At 37.9% G+C, this 22104-nt stretch carries 19 protein-coding genes and 1 tRNA gene; 8 read left to right on the top strand and 12 right to left on the bottom strand.

Annotated features, from left to right (window positions below; all coding sequences use genetic code 11):
• The first annotated feature begins 48 nt into the window (after positions 1–48).
• Positions 49–2109 (top strand): ComEC/Rec2 family competence protein, encoded by a 2061-nt coding sequence (locus tag ACY2RU_RS03120; RefSeq protein WP_490136941.1) that lies wholly within the window; start codon positions 49–51, stop codon positions 2107–2109.
• Positions 2110–2134: 25 nt separating this feature from the next.
• On the opposite strand, the gene ACY2RU_RS03125 is transcribed toward ACY2RU_RS03120, so the two are convergent.
• From ACY2RU_RS03125 to ACY2RU_RS03135, 3 genes are all read right to left on the bottom strand, one after another.
• Positions 2135–2668 (bottom strand): thioredoxin family protein, encoded by a 534-nt coding sequence (locus ACY2RU_RS03125; protein WP_490136942.1) that lies wholly within the window; start codon positions 2666–2668, stop codon positions 2135–2137.
• Between the two features lie 81 nt (positions 2669–2749).
• Complete coding sequence (locus ACY2RU_RS03130; protein WP_490136943.1) at positions 2750–4339, bottom strand: peptide MFS transporter; 1590 nt, start codon at positions 4337–4339, stop codon at positions 2750–2752.
• Positions 4340–4368: 29 nt separating this feature from the next.
• Positions 4369–6582 (bottom strand): S9 family peptidase, encoded by a 2214-nt coding sequence (locus ACY2RU_RS03135; protein ID WP_490136944.1) that lies wholly within the window; start codon positions 6580–6582, stop codon positions 4369–4371.
• A gap of 203 nt (positions 6583–6785) precedes the next feature.
• Between ACY2RU_RS03135 and ACY2RU_RS03140 the strand changes: the two genes are divergently transcribed.
• Together ACY2RU_RS03140 and ACY2RU_RS03145 are read left to right on the top strand one after the other, a co-directional pair.
• Positions 6786–8102 (top strand): hydroxymethylglutaryl-CoA reductase, degradative, encoded by a 1317-nt coding sequence (locus ACY2RU_RS03140; protein ID WP_490136945.1) that lies wholly within the window; start codon positions 6786–6788, stop codon positions 8100–8102.
• 13 nt (positions 8103–8115) lie between these two features.
• Entirely contained in the window at positions 8116–9015 is a 900-nt protein-coding gene (locus ACY2RU_RS03145) for a GYDIA family GHMP kinase (RefSeq protein ID WP_490136946.1), read from the top strand.
• A 49-nt stretch (positions 9016–9064) separates the two neighbouring features.
• Here the strand turns inward: ACY2RU_RS03145 and ACY2RU_RS03150 are convergent, their stop codons facing one another.
• The 7 genes from ACY2RU_RS03150 to ACY2RU_RS03180 all read right to left on the bottom strand — a co-directional run bounded on the left by ACY2RU_RS03150 (position 9065) and on the right by ACY2RU_RS03180 (position 16826).
• Positions 9065–11182, bottom strand: coding sequence for a peptidylprolyl isomerase (locus ACY2RU_RS03150; RefSeq protein WP_490136947.1), 2118 nt, complete (start codon positions 11180–11182; stop codon positions 9065–9067).
• Positions 11183–11329: 147 nt separating this feature from the next.
• Complete coding sequence (locus ACY2RU_RS03155) at positions 11330–12583, bottom strand: hemolysin family protein (protein WP_490136948.1); 1254 nt, start codon at positions 12581–12583, stop codon at positions 11330–11332.
• A 102-nt stretch (positions 12584–12685) separates the two neighbouring features.
• The gene (locus ACY2RU_RS03160; protein WP_490136949.1) at positions 12686–12895 is read right to left on the bottom strand and encodes a hypothetical protein; all 210 of its coding nucleotides are present in this window, start codon (positions 12893–12895) and stop codon (positions 12686–12688) included.
• Positions 12888–13463, bottom strand: a complete 576-nt coding sequence (gene lptC, locus ACY2RU_RS03165; RefSeq protein WP_490136950.1) for an LPS export ABC transporter periplasmic protein LptC — start codon at positions 13461–13463, stop codon at positions 12888–12890. The genes ACY2RU_RS03160 and lptC overlap by 8 nt, the downstream gene beginning before the upstream one ends.
• 2 nt (positions 13464–13465) lie before the next feature.
• Positions 13466–14830: a tetratricopeptide repeat protein gene (locus ACY2RU_RS03170; protein WP_490136951.1), complete on the bottom strand. Its 1365-nt coding sequence runs from the start codon at positions 14828–14830 to the stop codon at positions 13466–13468.
• A 26-nt stretch (positions 14831–14856) separates the two neighbouring features.
• Positions 14857–16098, bottom strand: coding sequence for a BamG family beta-barrel-assembly machinery protein (bamG, locus tag ACY2RU_RS03175; RefSeq protein WP_490136952.1), 1242 nt, complete (start codon positions 16096–16098; stop codon positions 14857–14859).
• The gene (locus tag ACY2RU_RS03180) at positions 16098–16826 is read right to left on the bottom strand and encodes a type III pantothenate kinase (protein WP_490136953.1); all 729 of its coding nucleotides are present in this window, start codon (positions 16824–16826) and stop codon (positions 16098–16100) included. Before ACY2RU_RS03180 ends, bamG begins: the two co-directional genes overlap by 1 nt.
• Positions 16827–16970: 144 nt before the next feature.
• Between ACY2RU_RS03180 and ACY2RU_RS03185 the strand changes: the two genes are divergently transcribed.
• Positions 16971–17043: transfer RNA gene (locus ACY2RU_RS03185), tRNA-Phe, on the top strand.
• Positions 17044–17757: 714 nt separating this feature from the next.
• On the opposite strand, the gene ACY2RU_RS03190 is transcribed toward ACY2RU_RS03185, so the two are convergent.
• Entirely contained in the window at positions 17758–18276 is a 519-nt protein-coding gene (locus ACY2RU_RS03190; RefSeq protein WP_490136954.1) for a DUF6252 domain-containing protein, read from the bottom strand.
• Between the two features lie 66 nt (positions 18277–18342).
• On the bottom strand, positions 18343–18564 hold the full coding sequence (locus ACY2RU_RS03195; RefSeq protein WP_490136955.1) for a hypothetical protein: 222 nt from the start codon (positions 18562–18564) through the stop codon (positions 18343–18345).
• A gap of 159 nt (positions 18565–18723) precedes the next feature.
• Here ACY2RU_RS03195 and ACY2RU_RS03200 point away from each other — a divergent pair, with 159 nt between their 5' ends.
• The 4 genes from ACY2RU_RS03200 (at position 18724) to ACY2RU_RS03215 (ending at position 22056) form a co-directional block, all read left to right on the top strand.
• Complete coding sequence (locus ACY2RU_RS03200) at positions 18724–19476, top strand: DUF481 domain-containing protein (RefSeq protein WP_490136956.1); 753 nt, start codon at positions 18724–18726, stop codon at positions 19474–19476.
• Between the two features lie 289 nt (positions 19477–19765).
• Entirely contained in the window at positions 19766–20092 is a 327-nt protein-coding gene (locus ACY2RU_RS03205) for an arsenosugar biosynthesis-associated peroxidase-like protein (protein ID WP_490136957.1), read from the top strand.
• A gap of 210 nt (positions 20093–20302) precedes the next feature.
• Positions 20303–21370 (top strand): arsenosugar biosynthesis radical SAM (seleno)protein ArsS, encoded by a 1068-nt coding sequence (gene arsS, locus ACY2RU_RS03210; protein ID WP_490136958.1) that lies wholly within the window; start codon positions 20303–20305, stop codon positions 21368–21370.
• Positions 21371–21375: 5 nt separating this feature from the next.
• Positions 21376–22056: a TIGR04282 family arsenosugar biosynthesis glycosyltransferase gene (locus ACY2RU_RS03215; protein ID WP_490136959.1), complete on the top strand. Its 681-nt coding sequence runs from the start codon at positions 21376–21378 to the stop codon at positions 22054–22056.
• Positions 22057–22104: the final 48 nt, after the last annotated feature.

Genomic DNA, 22104 nt, shown 5'->3' on the forward strand with positions numbered 1-22104 from the left:
TTAAGGTGACTCCCCCGAGCATATACGGCCCAGCGCCTATACCTTGGGATGAAATTGATCAACTACACGCTTATAAAATTTTCGCTATTTCTCGTTCTCGGAATAGTTACTGCACATCTTTTACCTTCTTTATTTTCCTTTGACTTACTTCGGAAGTATTCTGTGCTCCCAATACTTTTAGGTTGCATACTTCTATTACTCATCCTTTGGCGACGAATGCGGAAAACCATTTTTCCTTCTCCGTATTTCGGACTCGTAACATACCTTGCTTTCTTCTTTTTGGGGTATGCTAATTATGAAATGCGACTCCCGAAATTTCAAGCGGAACACTATATACATTGTACTTCTGAAGAAAAAGTACAACTCATACAACTTAAAATAACCGAAGTATTAAAACCCGATAACTATTATACCAAATACCTTGCAACCACTGAAATCATTGATACAATACGCACTTCTGGGAAGGTGCTTCTACAAATTCGGAAGGATTCACTTTTAAAAACAATTGCCATTGACAATAGGCTACTGGTTGCTGGCACAATTAAAAGCATTCCTCCTCCTTTTAACCCAAACCAGTTTGACTATGCTACCTATATGCAAATGCAACAGGTATACGGACAATTACAAATAGATCACCATAAGATCTTACAACAAACTTCAGGATCGAAAACCCTCAGAGGCATGGCCGAAAAGATCAGGGAACACGCGATTAAAAAATTGTCTGCTACAACTATTGATACCAACGAACGCGCCATAATTCAAGCGCTTATTCTAGGACAACGCCGAGACATTAGCAAAGAACTCAGCGCGCAATATGCAGCGGCAGGTGCTATTCATATCTTAGCCGTCTCCGGACTGCATGTAGGTATTGTTTTTATGCTTTTACAGTTTTTACTGAGACCATTAGATCGCCTGCGCTTTGGCAAACAGTTAAAAGCTGCTTTAATTGTATTATTCCTTTTCGGATTTGCCTTTATCGCTGGCCTATCACCTTCAGTGGTTAGAGCAGCAACCATGTTTTCCTTGTTTATATTGGCAACACAATTAAACCGAACCACTTCCACAATAAACACCTTATTCCTTTCATTTTTCGGACTGCTCATCATAAATCCGTTGTGGCTCTTTTATGTGGGTTTTCAGCTAAGCTATCTCGCGGTATTCTTTATCATATGGATTCAACCCAAGCTTTACAGCTACTATCAGCCTAAGAACCGCATTTTGCGTTTGTTATGGAGTATAACCACAGTAACTATTGCTGCACAATTAGGAATTGCTCCGCTAAGCATATATTACTTTCATCAATTTCCTGGATTATTTTTGATCACCAACCTTGTCATTATGCCGGTTTTGGCTGTTATTTTGATCTGCGGTATTGTGATCGTGCTTTTAGCAACCCTAGATATATTGCCCGATCTACTAGCTCAATTGTACAACGCAATTATTGCTTTCTTGAATAAATTCATTGGTTGGGTGGCGGCGCAAGATTATTTTGTTGTAAAGGATATTGCGCTTTCGGGTTTGGTGGTCTTCGGAAGCTATTTGTTATTAGTCACGCTAATTAGTCTATGGAAGCAATGGAGTTATAAGCGACTCATGATAGCCCTGTGCAGTTTTTGCGTTTTAATAAGTATAAAGATCTATAATAAACTGACTGTTACTTCGGAAGAATTAGTGATCTTTCATAAAAGTAGAACGACCCTGATAGCTGCGAAGCACCAGAAGCAACTCATTGTTTTAAAAACTGATTCACTTAAAGAATTTAAAGATGCCTTCCCTATAAAGGGCTATCGCGTCACGCAGGCAATACAGCGTTATAAAGAACTACTCCTTCCGAAAGCCTTTATCTATAATGAACGCAAAATCTTAGTGTTAGACAGTATAGGAGTTTACCCTAAAGTTTCCGAAGAAGAAAAAAAAGAAATGATCGTATTACTAACCAATAGCACTCAAGTTCATCTAGAGCGTCTTATTGACAGTATAAAGCCTGTATTGATCGTAGCCGATGGCAGCAATTATACCAGCTATATAAGGCGGTGGGAGAAAACATGTAGAGAAAAAAAGCTCCCTTTTCACCATACAGGTACCAAGGGAGCTCTCATCTTAGAATAGCGAAACACTTAACTAAAAACCTACTCTAAAACGTATTTTTAAAAGAATCACGGTAGTCTTCCCATAATTCTTTTGTGGTCAATTTTTTATAGTCGTCTGTTGCGATCATGGTTAGAAAGATCTCCAATTGTTGTGGTGTTTTATAACCTGCAACAGCTTGAATTAAAGTTCCATCTTCTTCAAAAAACACCAAACTTGGGTAGGCACGAACCTTTAAAGCATGTGCAAATAAGTGTTGTGAGTTTCTTCCTTTTCTACCGGGAACATAATTAGGGTTGGTATATGTGAAATCTTGATATTCTACTGTTTCATTGCCTTCAGCATTAAATTTTACAGCATAATAGTTATCATTGATATATTTGATAACATTTTTATTTGAAAAAGTATTTTTATCGAGCATTTTGCAGGGACCGCACCATGTGGTATACGCATCTAAGATAATTTTCTTCGGTGCTTTTTCTTGCGCTGTCAAAGCTTCTTCCATGGTCATCCAGTTGATACTTTGCGCACTTACTACGCTTGAAAAGCCAACTACAACTAAAAATAAAAGTAATCTCATTCTGTACTGTTTTATAGAGGTAACGTAACAAAAAACGTTCCATTATTAGTGGAACGTTTTTTAAAGCTATGTATTGTATTATTATCTGATCCCGTGCATCATGCGTAATAATGTTTTGTTTAGCATTAGCATAACAAAACCTGCACCTACTGGAATTAGTGTGAATATTAAAAAGAAAGTGGTCATCCCGTATTCTTCTACAATAGGATCAATATAACTACCTGTAATACCTGCTGCAGTGTTCGCAATAAAGTTTGCAACGAACCATACACCAAACATTAATCCAACGAGTTTTATTGGCGCTAATTTACTTACATATGACAGCCCTACGGGAGAAACACATAATTCTCCTAGAGTATGGAATAAATAAGCTAAGATTAAGAATATCATACTTACTGAAGCCGTTTTAGCTCCTAATGGAATCCCCATAGAACCAAAGGCTAAAATTCCAAATCCGAGTCCTAAAAGGATGAGTCCGATAGCAAATTTTACCGGCCCAGTTGGATTGAACTTGCTCTCCCATAATTTTGAGAAGAGCGGTGCAAACGCAATGATAAAGAAAGAGTTCAAGATTCCGAACCAGCTCGCAGGAACTTCAGCAGAATCTGCAACCCATTCGCGTTGTAACATCCAGATAACAATACCCCAAATGATAACAAAACTTGTTCCGAGTAAAATATTAGAGAGCGCATATTTGCCATAAGTTTGTTTAAACAGCATCGCTAGAACCCATGTTATTATAATCATTGGGACAATGGTAAGCAAGGTATTAAAGATCTTAAAGGTAGAAGCTCCCGCTCCCACTAGCGTTCTATCTGTATAATCTTTTGCAAAGATGGTCATAGAACCTCCTGCTTGTTCAAAGGCCCACCAAAAGAAAATAGTAAAGAAGGCGAGTACCCCAATCACGATTAATCGATCACGAGTGATCTTAGATTTTTTAGCATCATCAATAGTGTCTTCAATTGCCTCTTTTGCGTCTTCATATGAATCTTCAACGGCATCATCAAAGTCTTCTGTTCCTTTAGGAGAAAGACCGATACGACCAAATATTTTTTGTGCAAAATAGAATTGGAGCATTCCGAAGAACATAAAGATCCCTGCTAGACCAAACCCAAAATGCCAGCCTACTTTTTCACCAATATAACCACAAAGTAAAATTCCTAAGAAAGCTCCTGCGTTGATTCCCATATAGAAAATGGTATATCCCGCATCTTTCTCTTTGCCTTGTGTTTTATATAATTGTCCAACCATTGAAGAAATATTTGGTTTAAACAGTCCGTTACCAATGATAAGAAGTCCTAAACCAATAAAGAAAAATGGGTCAGTAAAAACCTCTAGTGCCATGGACGCATGCCCTAGTGTCATTAACAAGGCTCCTAAGATAACTGCCTTGCGATATCCCATGATCTTATCGGCAATGAGACCTCCAAATATTGGAGTAATGTACACTAAACCTGTATACCAAGCATATAAGAATAAGGCATCAGCGCGTTCCCATCCCCATCCTTCATCAAGTATTGAAGAGACTAAGAATAGCACCAATAAGGCACGCATTCCGTAGTAAGAGAAACGCTCCCACATTTCGGTAAAGAACAATACAAATAGTCCTGACGGATGCCCGAGGACCGTCTTTTGATTTGTTTCTGAACCTCCAAATTTAAATTCCATATAGTTGAGTTTAATTAATAATTAGTTGTTTAGTCCTTGCTGTTCATCATCATTTCTTTGGGCTCTCCCAAAGACTCTTTGATGAAATTAGTCATCTTTGTATACAGATGCAGTCTTGTATTACCGCCGTAGATACCGTGATTTTTGTCGGGGTAAATAGCCCAATCAAATTGCTTATTTGCTTGCACCAATGCTTCTACCATACGAGTTGTATTCTGAACATGTACGTTATCATCTGCACTTCCGTGTACCAATAAAAAGTCACCTTCCAATTTATCTACATGAGACATCGGTGAGTTTTCGTCATAACCCGAAGCATTTTCCTGTGGTGTGGTCATATAGCGCTCGGTATAAATAGTGTCGTAAAAACGCCAGCTTGTTACTGGAGCAACTGCAATGGCCATAGAAAAAGTGTCGGCTCCTTGAAAAAGGCAATTAGAGGACATAAAGCCACCATAACTCCAGCCCCAGATGCCAATCCGATCTTCATCAATAAATGATTGTGCGCCTAATTTTTTTGCTGCTGCAATTTGATCTTCAACCTCTAGCTTTCCTAATTCCTTTTGCGTGATTTTTTTAAAATCTCTTCCTTTCAAGCCTGTCCCTCGTCCATCGACGCAGGCAACAATATATCCATCTTGTACAAGCATTTGATGCCAATAGTCATTTGCTCCGCCCCATTTATTAGCCACCTGCTGTGACCCTGGTCCAGAATATTGAAACATAAACAATGGGTATTCTTTATTGGGATCAAAATTTAATGGTTTGATCATATACATATTGAGATCTTCCCCATTTACATTGATGGTAGAAAATTCTTTTGGAGATATTTTATAATTACTTAATTTCTGCTTTAAGGCGTTGTTATCTTTAATCTCCCGAATTACTTTCCCGTTTAATGCATTATGCAAGGTAAATTGATACGGTGTTTTTGTGTCGTGAAAAGTGCCAATATAATAGGTAAAATCTGCACTAAACGATGCGCTGTTGGTTCCGTCTTTTGTTGAAAGTCTTGCCTTATTCTTTCCAGAGCGTAATATTGAATACACATCCCGATTAATACTACCGTTCTCTGTACTTTGATAATAAATTCTACCCGTTTTTTGATCAAAACCATAATAATTGGTCACTTCCCAATTGCCATTGGTGATCTGATTTTTTAGCTTTCCAGTCTTATCGTAGTGATAAATATGGTTCCAACCACTCTTCTCGCTGGTCCAAATAAAACTATTATCATTTAAGAAAGTTAGGTTGTCTGTAATGTCAACATAGGCATCATCCTTTTCCTGAAGGATCAGAGACGTACTATTATCCTTTGCATTAACAAAGACTAAATCCACCACATTTTGATGTCTGTTGGTCAATTGAGCACTCAAAATATCAGCTTCTTCAGTCCATTTAATCCTTGGAATATAATAACTATTGTAATTATCTAGATTGATCTTCGATGTTTTCCCAGAAGCTACATCGTACATGTGAAGGGACACCTTAGCGTTGGGATCACCAGCTTTTGGATATTTAAACACTTGTTGTTGTGGGTACAGATCTGTTCCGTAGATATCCATTGAAAAACGAGGCACATCGGTTTCATCAAAACGAATAAAAGCCAATTTAGTTCCGTCGCTATTCCAATCAAATGCGCGTACAAAGCCAAACTCCTCTTCATATACCCAGTCGGTAATTCCATTAATGATACTGTTCTTTTTTCCGTCGGTTGTGATTTTAGTGGTCTTTCCGTTCGTTAGATCTTTGATATATAAATTATTATCAAATCCATATGCCACTTTAGAGCCATCTTTAGTAAAGTGTGGTTCTTGAATTTTTTCTTCGGAAACAAGGGTTAATTTTTTAGTTTTTAGGTCATATACATAATACGTACCTAATGAAGAGCGGCGATATACCTGCTGCAAGGTTTTTGATAATAGCATTTTGCTTTCATCACTACTAAACTCATACGAAATTATATATTCCAAATCCGCAAGATCATCAGTGCTTACTAAGGTCTTCACTTTATTGCCAGTTTTATACTCGTACACATCAACAGTAGAAGCCTTTGCCGACCTATCGTAATTTAGTACCGAATATTGCGTCCCGTTATTCATTGAATGTAAGGCATCTAAACCTTCGGTTCTAAACTCGCCACCCCAGATCTCTTCGAGGGTAATATTTTTTTGTTGTGCAGTTAGTGTTGCGGTAACTGTAAGAAACAGCACGGCAATACTAGTGAGGAATTTTTGATTCAAAATTTCTAAATTTTAGTATGCCAAGTTTAAGAAAATTTAACGAAAATTCGCGCATATTTTCTGTTAAATACGCCCAATTGTCTTGGTTTTTCATTAAAACTAATAATTGTTACCTCTGTCATTATACAGTCAACACGATTTAAAATTTATGCCGTAACCAATAAATGAATAACCGTATCTTTGTTCATAAAACCTTCGCAATTATGGCAAATCCAGTATCAGGATTTTCAAAAATAACGAAAGAAGAAAAAATAGCATGGCTGGTACAAACCTATTTAGGCGATAGACCTGAAGCCGCAGCTACACTTAAAAAATACTGGAATGGCGACCCCAAACTTCAGCAACTCCACGACGATTTCATTGAAAATACGTTAACAAACTACTACTTACCCTTTGGAATAGCTCCTAACTTTTTAATCAATGATGAGTTGTATGCCATTCCTATGGTGATCGAAGAAAGCTCTGTTGTAGCCGCGGCAAGCAATGCAGCTAAATTTTGGTTAACGCGCGGTGGATTTAAAGCTACGGTACTTTCTACGGAAAAAAACGGTCAGGTTCATTTAGATTTCTTCGGAAAGAAACAATCGCTAACAAGCTTTTTTAAAGGGGTAAAGCCGAAACTTATTACAAGTATCGAGGAGATTCAGAAGAATATGAAAAAACGAGGTGGTGGGCTTAAAGACATCCAACTCGTAGACGCTTCCGAAAAACTAGAAGGCTACTATCAATTGCATTGCACCTTTGAAACACTAGACGCCATGGGCGCTAACTTTATCAATAGCTGCCTAGAGACCATCGCCAAGACCTTTGAAGCCGAAGCTAGCTTATACGCTCCTTTTTCCGAAGAAAACACATACCCAAAAGTCGTTTTAAGTATTCTGTCAAATTATGTTCCTGAGTGCATTGTTCGCGCTGAAGTACATTGTCCGGTATCAAACTTAACGCACGGAGACATAAAGGGAGACGTGTTCGCTCGTAATTTTGTACGGGCGGTCGATATTGCCAAAGTAGAACGACGTCGAGCGGTAACGCACAATAAAGGCATCATGAACGGGGTAGATGCGGTGATTTTGGCTACTGGAAACGATTTTAGAGCTGTTGAGGCCGGAGTACATGCTTTTGCCTCTCGTGATGGGCACTATTCAAGCTTAACACAGGCTTTCATAGAAGACGGTATTTTTCATTTTTGGATGGATATTCCTTTGGCCTTAGGAACGGTGGGCGGACTTACCTCTTTACATCCCTTGGTGAAGCTTGCACTTGAGATCCTGCAAAGGCCTACGGCCAAAAATTTGATGGAAATTGTTGCGGTGGCCGGATTGGCTCAAAATTTTGCAGCTATTCGATCTTTAGTAACCACGGGTATCCAAAAAGGACATATGAAAATGCACCTTATGAATATTTTAAATCAGTTTGAAGCAACTTCCGAAGAAAAAGAAAAAGCCACACAGCATTTTATAAACAATCCTGTTTCTCATAGTGCAGTAGATCTGTTTATACATAACCTCCGTACTCACTAAAAAGAACGCCATCGTGCAAAAAGAACATTTTTACAGTAACGGAAAGCTCCTTCTCACTGGAGAATATGTTGTGCTTGACGGTGCAGATGCACTTGCGATACCGACCAAATTTGGCCAATCTTTAGAAGTGATGCCAAAGGAAGGTTCTGAATTGCATTGGACAAGCCTTGATCATGACGAAAAACAGTGGTTTCAGGAACAGTTTACCATAGAGCAATCGGGGGAAGGCAATGACGTACTTGCAAAACTTATAGAAATTTTACAAACTGCAAAAAAAATCAATCCGCATTTTTTAGATACATCACATGGTTGGGAACTTACAACAAAACTTGATTTTCCAAGGAATTGGGGTTTGGGTAGTTCTTCTACGCTCATCAACAATATTGCTCAATGGGCCCAAATAGATGCGTTTAAATTATTGCATGCTAGTTTTGGTGGAAGTGGATACGACATTGCAGCGGCACAGCATGATCAGCCAATAATATACAGTCAGAAAGATGGCATTCCAACAATAACACCAGTTCAACTTAATTGGAGTTTTACCGATCAGCTTTTTTTTGTACACCTCAATGAAAAGCAAGATAGTAAAGAAGGCATTGTGCGGTATCGCGCGGCTTCCGAAGTAAAAAAAGAAGATATCGCTAAAATCTCTCTACTCACCTTAGAGGTGCTAGAAGCGACTGACCTACCTATGTTTATTGCAATTATGGAACGTCATGAGCAGCTTATTGCTGAGATCATTCAACTGCAACCTATAAAAAAACGTCTTTTCCCATCGTATAAAGGCCTTATAAAAAGTTTAGGAGCTTGGGGTGGCGATTTTGTACTTGCTTCTGGTGGTGAACAAGAAAAAGAATACTTCCGAAGTAAAGGATATACGACGCTTATTGATTTTACAGATATGATCAAATAAAAAAGGCTTCGCAATTGCGAAGCCTTTTTTGTATTATCAAGCGGTTCTACTAGTAGAAATCTGCTCTATTATCTTCAATTTCAGCTGCCTTTTTCAGCGCATTAAAAACACCTGTGTTTACTGTTGGCGCATCTTTTGTGGTTAACTGATTTGCATAAGATGTATAATTATCTAAATCTGGAGCCTTATTAACAGCTAACACACGTACTTTAAACACGCCTGTTTGACCATCGATCAAGCCCGTTGTCTCACCAGCTTTGGTTCCGAAAGCAGCACCAACCACTTTAGGTTCATTTCCGCTACCAGCAATAGTTGGAGAAGCCATTGTCAATGCTGTTGCATTTTTAACCTCTACATTCTGTTCAGCAGCGATCTCCTGCAAAGAAGTTCCTTTAATTGACTCACGAATTTTCTTCGCCTTCTTTTCTTTTCTCAAAATTGGTGTAACGGTCGCAGATGCTTCAGCAACACTCATCAATGCTTTTTTGTTTCTACGGGTTAGTTGTGCAATCGCATAACCATCGGTCACGCTAAAACGCTTTACATCACCTACTTTGGTGTCTTCTTTAAAAGCCCATGAAACCATACTTCTATTAGCTCCAAGTCCTGGAATATTTTCATCCATTGCGCCTATCTTATTTACTGGCTTAGCATCTAATCCTTGTGCCTTGGCAACTTCTGCAAAATCACCTTTGCGTGCTTCTACTTCAAATTTAGAAGCTATTGAGAATACTTCGTTCAAGGTTTCTTCGGAAGGAGTGATCTCCTTATTAACCGTAGCAACTTTGATCACTTTTTGCATATTCTTCTGATTTTCTATTTCGATCACATGATAACCAAAATTTGTCTTAGCAACACCTACATCGCCAACTTTACCTTCAAAAGCAAAATCTCTAAATGGTGCTACCATTGCGTTATATGCGAAATTTTCATAACGTCCTCCTTTTTCAACACTTCCTTTATCTGAAGAAAACTGAGTTACTAGATCAGAAAATTTAGAACGGTTTCCTTTGATCACAGTTACAAGACTGTCAGCTGTTTTCTTTGCTTGCGCATCGGTTCTGGTGATACTGTCTGTTGGATTTAAACCAATTGGGATCAAAATATGACGTGCTGTAACAGTATCTGGCAATTGACGTACCGCTAATACTTTACTAAGGTTATAACCATTTTCAAGTTTGTATGGCCCATAAATACTACCTGCTGATAAATTGTATAAAGTATCTGCCCCTTTTGGTATCAAATTTCTATAAAGCCATGCATCGTTATAAGTATCATCTGAATTAGCTGAAACATAACCAGCGTAATCTTTTGCATTTCTGAAACCATAGATAGTATCCATGGTATTAGTTACTTTATTCTCTTCTACACGATCATCAAGAAGTGCTAACAGATTTGTTCGAGCTGCTTCCTCATCACTTGCCGATGGAACTTCAGAAACGAAAGTATATTGAATATCAACTTGAGGATCTACCTCATACTGACTCGGATGAGCTTTTACGTATGCTGCGATCTCAGAATCACTAACCGCGATCTCTTCGTCTGATATACTCGCGTAAGGAATTTGAACATACTCGATGTTGATCTTATCATTTTCATAACGGTACTGCTGCTCCCCGTCGGCTACAGTAGCCTTCATTGCACCTTTTACCATATTCAGATACATGTCTTGCATGATCTGCTGTGTAGTCGATTTTTCAAAAGCCAACCATTGGTTGTAAGCCTCTTGATTAGGAGAAGACTTTACCGTTGCGATATATTCCTGAAGTCTGGCCTCTGAAAAAGCACCTGTTTCATCCGTAAATTGTGGATTACTCGATAAATTAAGACGTAATGCTTCTTTTACTTGAGCACTTTCGGCAGTTAAGCCTAGCTTTTCAAATTGTTCTTCAAAAAGAACGCGACGCAATTCGTTATCCCAAACAAGGTTCATTGCCTGTGTAGACGAACCGTTGCCTCCAAGATTACGTTGCATATTTTCAACCTGCTGCATAAATTCAGCACGTGGAATATCCACACCATTAACGGTAGCGGCAGTTTCCTGTCCTTTAACAGAGCCTCCCGTTTTACTGTTTATTACACCATCTAACACAAAAGCGAAAAGCGCTAAAGCGATAATAATGATAAGGAAAACTCCTCTTTTACGTATACTGTTTAATATTGCCATCTTAGGTCATGATTTAATAGTGGGCGAAAATACCATTTTCCCTGCATTTATAAAAACGTTTATTTATAAAATTGTAAGAATAAAAAAAAGAAGATAAAAGGCGGCGCTACAAAGATTTAGCGACCTTACAAGAATATAGAATAGGAATCAGTCTTTTTGAACATTTTGAATTTCGATAAGTTCAATTTTTGTACTTGAAACTTCAACGATATCAAACACATAGTCTTCAATGGTGACCTTCTGACCTTGTTCGGGGATACCCTCCATAAAATGCACGATCATTCCTCCTAAGGTTTCATAGTTTTCGCTTTCTGGTAAGTTAAGCTTAAACATTTCATTTAGGTAATCAACCTCATGTCGTGCTGAAAATAAATAGTGATCATCACCCAATACTTCTTCAATAAGCTCAACACTATCGTGTTCGTCTTCTATTTCACCAAAAAGCTCTTCAATAATATCTTCAACGGTCATGATTCCAGAAGTACCTCCATATTCATCAATAACTACAGCGATGCTCTTGCGTTTTTTACTCAATATATTTAACACATCTTTAGCCAGCATGGTTTCTGGTACAAAAACCACAGGCATAAGGACTTTTTTGAGAATATCAGGTTTTTTAAACAGTTCAAAAGAATGAACATATCCAAGAATATCGTCGATATTTTCTTTATACACTAAAATTTTAGACAGACCTGTATCGGTAAAAAGCTTACTTAACTCTTTGGGCGTGGTGGTGATGTCAACTGCGACCACCTCAGTTCGTGGAATCATTACCTCGCGTGACTTTACTTCGGAAAAATCAAGAGCGTTTTGAAATATCTGAATTTCGGAGTCCAGATGATCTTCCATCTCAACTGTTTCCATTTGTTCACTTATGTAATTTCCCAACTCTACTTTAGTAAAACTCAACTGAACAATATCACCTTCAGTTTTAAAGAAAATCTTAAGAACGAGATCTGAGATCCAGATAATAAATTCAGAAATAAAGGTAAACAACAAGTAAAAGAAATAGGCTGGAATAGCGAATATCTTAACGAGATAGTTCGCATATATCTGAAAGAATACCTTCGGAAGAAATTCGGCAGTCAACAAAATAACTAAGGTAGAAATAACCGTTTGTACAAATAAGCCCGTAAAACCTTCTATAGGGATATAATCCATTAAGAGGTCTCCCATATAAAAACCATAGATCACTAAGGCAATATTATTACCCACGAGCATGGTCGCTATAAATTTGGAAGGTCTTTTGGTAATTCGCTGTAAAATGGTTGCTAAAAAGTTGTTTTGTTTCTTTTCAATCTCAATGTGAATCTTATTGGAAGAAACATAGGCGATCTCCATACCTGAAAAAAAGGCTGAAAAGATCAAACTTAAAATGATAATAATGATGCTAGCGTCCAAGGGTTGATTTACGAATTTGGTACTAAGTGTTAAAAACTATACGTCAATTGAAAAGTCTTTTTGTGTGCAAATAAAAGGCATTGCTCTTAGCAACTCCAAAAATTACTTGCGATTCTGATCTTTTTGATGTGCTTCAAATTTTCTTCTAAAATTACGCTTAAAGAAGAACATAAAAACTGCAACAACCATAAAAAATAGAAATAGATAAGCACGATTTCGATTATCAGTCCAATTCTCATAAACCAAATAAGCCGAAAATGCCGCCATTACTAAATAGAAATATTCAAAAAGCTGGTAAATTTTACTACTCATTATCTTCGGTTTTTTTATTATCAACTAACTGAACGCCGTCATTTTTACGTGACAAGAAGTTAGTAAATTCTTCATTACTATCAAAACGAGCTCCATTATTATAAGATCCGTCCTTTAGTTTCATCTTATACGGACGATCGGTAAAGACCCACTTATGCTCCTGATCCCAATACATCTGTTCTGCCTCCAAAATTAAGCTATCAGACGTAATTAAAACTACTTCATCTCGTAAATCTACCAAATTGGAATTTTTATACATGACGGCATAGTTTGAAGTAACCGTACTCCGTTTGCCATCTTCATCCCAAAAGCGCACTTCTACACCCTCAGGAAATTCTTGATAAGCAAATTCGAAATTTGAATAATCCAATAGTTTTGGTGCAAGTAGATTTGTCACCACTTTTCCTGAATCTGTATATTTTAGATTGATATTCTTGCCTTCCGCAACCGGAGAATTATCTGCAAGTTGGAGCTGCTGAATATTATTATAATTTCCTTCACAAGCAAAAAGCGTGACGGCAACAAATAGTGCCATCACGCCTTTAAACATATATTTATGTGTTTTCATTCTTATAGATTCGGAACACGTACGCTTCCACCAACCCAGCAGTTAAACGATACGGTCTTTCCTGCCATACCATTACTAAAGATATCTGATTTGCTCGGCGCTCTATCTCTGTAAGCACTAGCTGTCGATCTTGCATTTCCAGCAATTGAAGCATCAACTCGCGCAGCTTTATCAGCCATTTCAGCGGCTTTCCAGTACATAGCTCTTTTTTCAAAAGGCGTACTTCCACAGTTATTTGCACTTGAAGCATACATATTAGCGATTTTTAAATAAGCTCTACCATAAGATGGCTTTTGATCAATCGCTTTATTGTAGTATGTTCTTGCCTGACCAAAACTTCCTTTATCTCTAGCATTTTCAGCTATGCGATAATAGATATCTGCTTTTGAACTCGGATTCGTTTCTAGCTCAGCAGCTTGGTTGTAATAGTTAAGTGCTTCTCCACTCTTACCAGCCTTATCGGCCAATCTACCTAAATAATATGCAGATTTCGCTGAAGGTTCTAATGTGTGTAATTGTTGAACCAATTTAAAGAACAACGGTGTCTCACAATCTTTCGCATTTAAACGACCTGCCGCACTACGCAACCAGTTCACATCATTTTTCTTTTGCTCAAAATCTTTTTCAAATAATGGAATAAGGTTTGGACAATCAGCAAGAATACCAAGCTTTCCATTTACACTTCCTTTAACCTGCCCGTAAGCCTTTAGGTTTTTTTCTGAAGCGTTCATGATCTTTTCTTCCTTACTTGTCAACTTTGTTCCCTCTTCTTGCTTGTCGATCAATTTTGTCAATCGCTTTGCAAGATTGTTTTCTTCTTGTTCGATCTTTTCTGTAATAACGTCGAATAAGTCGAATACACTTTGAATATCCATTTCATTAGCTTCGTACAGATCAACTGCTAAAGAGAAATAGGTATATATACTTTTTGGACTAGTAAAATTTTCTCTATCCTTTTTAAAGGCTTTATCGAAAGCATCAAATTGTTCCTTTTTTGTACCCAAATTATTATCATACTTCAACTGAGCAATTTTTGACATAACATCTCCAGCCTCCGTTTTTGTAGGATAATGCTTAAGACGCATCTCAAAATTCTTTACATATGCTTCTACCTTAGAATTATCTCCTTTTTCTTCAATAAAATATTTGAACATTTTCTCACCGTACTGGTAAGTTGCTAGGCTGTATGTAGGGCACTCGTTCACTACTTTTTCGTAATGTGGAAGCGCTGCCTCATAATTTTTTGCTTTTGCTGGCTCCACAAATAAAGAAAGTGTAACCACACAATCATCTGCAGCCTGCGCCGAAATTTTATTCCCCAAGGTTAGCATAAGGGCTGCTGCTAATAAAATTGCTTTCGTTTTCATGTTGATAGTTTTAATATAATTCTTAATTAATCGTAATACCTTTTTTCAAACCACTTGTCATTTAACGACAGACTTAAAAAAGTGTTGAAGAAATTTTCTTGAACCAGACCGAAATCTTTTGTTCCTCTACGCCCAAGCTCGAAACCTAAGTTTGCATTTGAGAATAACCTTCCTACTGGTAGTCCTACTCCAAAAGATATGCCAAACTCATTAATTTGTTCTCCGTTAAGAACGATCCCCGTCTCTTCATAGCGTATACCTCCACGGTAAACAACTCGGTTCCAGAAGTTTCCAACAGAATTATAATCGGGAATAAAAAAGCCTCCTAATTTAAATGAAGATGCATCTTCGTAACTAAACTGTTCGGCCGTATTGGTTTGATCATTCAAGTTGCTGGTTTTTAAACTAGCATATTCAGCTCCTACAAACCAATTCTTTGGTTTTCCAATTCCCAAACCTAAAGTAACCTTGGAAGGAAAAGTAAATTCGGTATCTGCTACATCTACAGAGCGCAGATCAATAGGACGAACGCCACCTGTTGGAATTGACAGTACGGTTGCTACTTCCTTTTGATTAACAGATTTAAAATCGGTTTCAGGAACGTAAGTGAACGCCGACGCCAATTGTAAATCGTCTGTTACCATCCTTTTATAGGTTGCTCCAAAATTAAAACTAAACCCAGATAATTCGCTACGCAAAAACTCTTGAGCACCTAAAAGAGACCCAATACGCTGAGAATATGTCGTGTTTTCAATATTTCCGAAGTTATAATTTACATCAACCCCAACATTAAAGGCATCTGTAATTTTATAACCTAAGTTAAAAAACACCTTATTTAACCCTCCCGATCCACTATATCTTGTAACGACATCGTCTGAACTACTTTCAATTTGATACCCTACCGAAGTCGTTGGAATCAATCCAAAAGAGGCGCCAAATTTCCCCATAGGGACACCAATAGCTAAATAGTCTACCGAGGTTGCCGAAGCACTTGCTTGTTGAGATTCCGTCTCAAAAGACGTACGCTTATGGCTAGCTCCAATTGTATAATTGATCAAACGAAGATCAGCAACACCTGCTGGGTTTGATAAATTTAAGTGAATACTATCGGAAAGGATTGAGATTCCGCCCATGGACCTGTTTTCTGCTGTTCCTTTAAATTTAATTGTACCAATTCCGTAATATGAGTACGGAGATGTGGTACCCTCTTGGGACACAACAACACCAGTAATAAGCAAGAAAAAAACTACTATAATCTGTTTCAACATTAATCTTTGTTAAGTTCTAAAATGTAATGTAAGCCTTCCAATAAAAAATTTGAGTTCGCAAAGATGTCATTTTTTAAGCTTACTCGCAACAAATGAGCATCCCCACCTGTTAAAATAACTGTTAAATCGGGATATTTCTCCTTATACGAACTGATAAAGCCGTCTAATTCGTATACCATCCCATTAAAAACTCCAGAATGAATTGCATTTAAGGTTGAATCACCCACTAAGGAAACACTTTTTTGAGGCTTTAGAAGTGGCAATTTATCTGTAAAATGATGAACCGCCTTGTAGCGCATCTCCAAACCAGGAGAAATAGCTCCACCAGAGTATGTGTTTTCTGCCGAAAGAAAATCATACGTTATACAACTTCCTGCATCTATTACAAGCACATCTCTCTCAGGATAATCTACTGCAGCCGCGCTTACTAATGCAATACGATCTACACCCAGTGTCTCTGGAGTTGCGTATTCATTTAAAAACGGGACCTTAGTATCATGTGTAAGAGAGATGACCTTATATTTTTTCTGAAGAAATTCTAGCTGTGTCTCGGTAGTTCTTCCTACTGCTGATATAATACAATGCGATATATTTGGCAATGTATTATTCAATTCGCTTATTCGTTCTAAAAGCAAATGCCTTTTAAACGAGTCTTTGTAGATCAATTCATTACTGTTAAAAACAGCAAGCTTGATAAAGGTATTTCCAACGTCAACTATTAGATTCATCTGTGCTTAAAGACGATAAAAATACAACTTCATTTCAAGTGACTTGTTAAATGGGTATTAAATTGAAGAAAAGAGGAAATTGAATTTTTTTTCAAAGAATGTTTTGCAGCAATGAAAATAGCTTTATATTTGCGCTCCATTACCGGTACCTTAGCTCAGTTGGTAGAGCAATGGACTGAAAATCCATGTGTCCCTGGTTCGATTCCTGGAGGTACCACTTAACTCACAAAACCCACTCATAATGAGTGGGTTTTTTTATTGAAGCATCTGTAGAAAGTTTACTTTCTTAAAGAGGTGGAAATAAAAAAACAACAGTCGAAGACTGTGTGTTTTGTATTTTCAGGTGAGGGACTAAAGGAACAGACTGCGCAAGCAGTATGAATCCTGGAGTGGCGAGCTCCTTAAATTTGTCGATCCGTAACCGCTTCCATAGACAGTGTTATAATGTATTTTTAAGTGAGGGACCAAAGGAACAGACTGCGCAAGCAGTATGAATCCTGGAAGTGCCGAGCTCCTTAAATTAGTATACCCGCATCCGCTTCCATAGACAGTGTAATAATGTATTTTCAGGTGAGGGACTAAAGGAACAGACTGCGCAAGCAGTATGAATCCTGGAGTGGCGAGCTCCTTAAATTTGTCGATCCGTAACCGCTTCCATAGACAGTGTTATAATGTATTTTTAAGTGAGGGACCAAAGGAACAGACTGCGCAAGCAGTATGAATCCTGGAAGTGCCGAGCTCCTTAAATTAGTATACCCGCAACCGCTTCCATAGACAGTGTGATAATGTATTTTTAAGTGAGGGACCAAAGGAACAGACTGCGCCAGCAGTATGAATCCTGGAGTGGCGAGCTCCTTAAATTTGTCTATCCGCAACCGTTTCCATAGCGTATTGTGGTTTTACAATCTCACTTGCGGAAATAAAGGAACAATTAATTCTCTGTGTATTCTATATTCTGAAAAACGCCATTAGTAACCGTAACAGTTTCATTATTTCCAAAGTTAGTTAGGGTTCCTTGAAAATTTCCCGAGATCGTCTTATTTTCTTCATCTAAATCCGTGATGGTCACTGTACCTGTAGCATCAATATCAAAAGTCTGATAGCTTGTTGTACCATTTTCTAGGAAAATGATCGCCGTATTATTTTCGTCTTCTGTATTGTAAGTTCCAACGGCCAAGGGCGCAGCCGAATTCGCTAGTGACCCAATACTTACTGAAAGTGCATTACCCCCACCAACAGTTTCCGAAGTTGTTATCGCTATATAACGCTTCTCAGAGGTCATCTGAGCTACAATCAGCCCTGCATCATAATTGACCCCTTCAATCTCCGCTGTAAAAAACGAATTACCAAGTCCGCTATCATCATTGGCATCATTGTCATCATTTCCACAGCTCACAAGTGCCACAAAAAGGCATATGAGCATACTCCACTTTAAGATATTCTTTTTCATATAATTATTTTCAATTCTTTAAATTAAGTATAAAAAAACCCGAAACAATTGTTTCGGGTTCTATATTTAAGCAGCTTGTCTTCCTTTAAGCCGTTTTTCTATTTTTTTCTTAATAAGCGTAAGACGCTTCATCAGATCCATAATAGAACTATCCTTATTTTCTTTATACAGCTCGTTTAGACTCAAGATCAACTCTTTAGCCTTTCGTGATGCGATAATCCGCTCACTTGTTGTTTTAAAACTTGTTTTTTGCTGTTCAAAATCAAGCGCTTCGTTTATAATATCCATGGTTCCTTACCAATTTTAAATTCGCCGATAAAGGTAAAAATGTTCAGGAATTAATATACCATTTTTAGTAAAATTTAACGTATTTAACTTTAATTATTTCAAAAATTGATTTATATCGCAACAAAATGTAATTTTGGAGCGCTAACCAAGCTATATTTTATGAGAACTACCGCTTTTCTATTCCTATTTTTTACATGCTTTTATGCAAATTCACAAATCCTTAACGCCGAATCCCTTAGAAAAGTAACCGATACCTCCGGATTTTCAGGTGCAGCAAGCCTAAATTTTGCACTAAAAAGAAACGTAAACGACTTTATTACCATCTCTAGTAAAATTCATATACAGTACAAAATGAACAAACATCTCGTTCTGTTTAAAAACGATATTGACTTTCAAAAAGTTGAAAACGCCAAACTCGAAAATAGCGGAATTCAACATCTTCGGTATAATTATCGTCTATCATCACCTATTGCTTGGGAAGTATTTGCACAGGCTCAATACAATAAGGTCAATTTGATCGATTTTCGTGGTTTGCTAGGAACCGGTCCTCGATTTAAATTAAGTAAGTCTGAAAACTATAAATTTTATCTCGGCACACTTATTATGTATGAACATGAAAAGACATCCGACGGTTTTACCCCTATTCAAGATGATTTCCGCGGAAGTACCTACTTGTCATTTAGCCTCTACCCCACCGAAAACATAAGTATTGTAAGTACAACCTATTATCAACCTTTACTGTCACAGTTTAGTGATTATAGAGTATCAAGCCAATCGTCTCTTGTTGTTGGCCTCTTTAAAAACTTTGCGTTAAACACTTCCTATACCTTTGTATATGATGCCGTACCCGCCTTAGGCATTCCAACTTCGCAATATGATTTTTCAACCGGACTTACATATAGTTTCGATTAAGCTACCTTTTTTCTTTATTTAAAAGAATTAGACCCCAGATTACTTCAACACAGACGATTGTACTACCATCACCTCTTGGCGCATTTTCTGCATCACCCAACATCAGCTTCTTTTATAACTCCTTCGTACCATACAGAAAAAAATAAAAACCGCTTTGTGTTATTTCAAAAGCAACGGCTCGTCTAAAACTTCGTAAGGAAATAATGCAAAATTAGACTACTTCGCTATCTTTACCTTTTTCAAAACCGTATGCGCCTTTTTTGCGTATATAAAATTAGAGACAAAAACTATGTATTACGACCCCAAAGACCTTCGAAAATTTGGCAATATCACCGAGTGGAGCGAAGAATTAGGAACCAAATTTTTCGACTATTACGGGAAAGTCTTTGAAGAAGGAGCCCTAACAGCAAGAGAAAAGTCCCTTATTGCCTTAGCCGTTGCGCATACCGAACAATGTCCCTATTGTATTGATGCCTATACCAAAGATTCTTTGCAACGCGGTGTCACCAAAGAAGAAATGATGGAAGCCGTTCACGTAGGCGCTGCCATAAAAAGTGGTGCTACCCTTGTACATGGCGTAATGATGATGAATAAGGTAAATAAATTAGACGGATAGTATTTGTGGGCGTGACCACAAGGGTCGGGCTTTCAGCTATATCTTTTGCTATAAAGCAAAAGGATGCCGCCTCAATCCCTCACGCCTCGCTTCCAGCGAGTGGAGCGAGAAGAAAGCGATAAAATAGTACCGCATTTGTAAAATATGAATTAAGAGATATCCGCTTACGCGGATCATGAAAAGAGTTACCCGCCTATGCGGGCAATAAATATGGGAAAACTTAAAACACAATCACTACATAAACGCGAAGACGAATTGGCAAACGCCAACAGGCAATTAGAAATTCTTTCAAACGGTATTTTTAAAAGCGGCGAGCTTCCAACATTCGCAAAAAAAATAAAAGAAACCAACCAGTTTCCACTTCGACCAAAAAAATTAGAGATCCTGCAGATCAATGTGGGCTATATGTGTAATCAAGTTTGTGAACACTGCCACGTAGATGCTGGCCCAGACCGGAAAGAGATCATGACCTGGGAAACTATGGAACAATGCCTTGCAGTGATCAAGAACACTGGAGCACATACGCTTGACCTTACTGGAGGGGCTCCAGAAATGAATCCCAACTTCCGGAGATTCGTAGAGGAAGCAAGCAAAGCCGGAATCAAAGATTTTATTGTACGAAGTAACTTAACCATACTACGCGCAAACAAAAAATATTACGACCTCCCAGATTTCTTTAAAAAACACAATGTTCACGTTGTAAGCTCTATGCCGCACTGGACACGCGGCAAAACCGACAAACAACGCGGTGAGGGCGTTTTTGACATGTCGATCAAAGCTCTTCAGGAACTCAATGCAGTAGGCTATGGCATGCCCGATAGCAGTTTGCGCCTCGATCTAGTATATAATCCAAGTGGAGCCTTTTTACCCGGCGACCAAGTTAGTATGGAAAAAGATTTTAAAAAAGCACTGATGGAAGATTTCGGAATTCAATTCCATAATCTTTTTGCTATTACCAATTTACCGATCGCTCGTTTTCTGGACTACCTCATCGCTTCCGAGAACTATGAAGATTACATGTATTCATTGGTTGAAGCTTACAATCCTGCAGCCGTTGATAATGTAATGTGCACCAATACTATTTCTATTAGTTGGGATGGTTGGTTATACGATTGTGATTTTAACCAAATGCTTAACCTTAAAGTTGCAAGTCCGGTAAAACATATTAAAGATTACAATGAAGACCTGCTTAATGATAGAGATATTCTTATCTCCCAACATTGCTATGGCTGCACCGCTGGAGCAGGATCAAGTTGCCAAGGAGTAGTGACTCATTAAATAAAATGACAGCCCAAAAAACTGCTATACTCGTTTTTGCACAATCAGCGCAACAAGAAGGAACCACAAAGTCTTTCAAGAGCGCCGTTTCGCTATTTGAGACCCTAAACAAACAAACTTTAAAAGCAGTTAAAAATAGTAAGATCCCTTACTTTCATATTTCAGAAAAACAACAAGTAGGAAATACATTTGGCGAACGCTTTATTAATGCAATCCAACAGGTATACGATCAGGGATTTGAGAATGTGATCACTATTGGGAATGACACCCCGCATCTTACCTCAACACATTTAAAGCAAACCGCCCAGCAATTAAAAGAGCACCCCTTTGTAATTGGGCCTTCTCATGATGGCGGATTCTATCTTTTAGGCTTGCATCGCTCGCAGTTTAATCCTGCCCAATTTTTAAAACTTCCGTGGCAAACATCACAGGTTACTACATGTCTTTCGAAATTACTTTCAGAAGAAAAAATCGAAGTAATCCTTTTAGAAAAACTACACGATATTGATCAGTTTAGAGATTTTAAAAAATTGATAGATGGCTTCCGAAGACTTTCAAACATAATCATCACCCTATATTACCACAGTGTCAAAGCAAGCAGCATTCGTATTGCCAAAAACACCCCCTTTTTTACTTCTTTCTTAAAGGATACTTATTTTAATAAAGGCTCTCCCTGTCTGCTATAGCCATACTTTTTAATTCTGGCACTCTCTTTTCTATTTGTAAAGTACAAC

The organism is Ulvibacter sp. 2305UL32-6, from assembly GCF_058148545.1.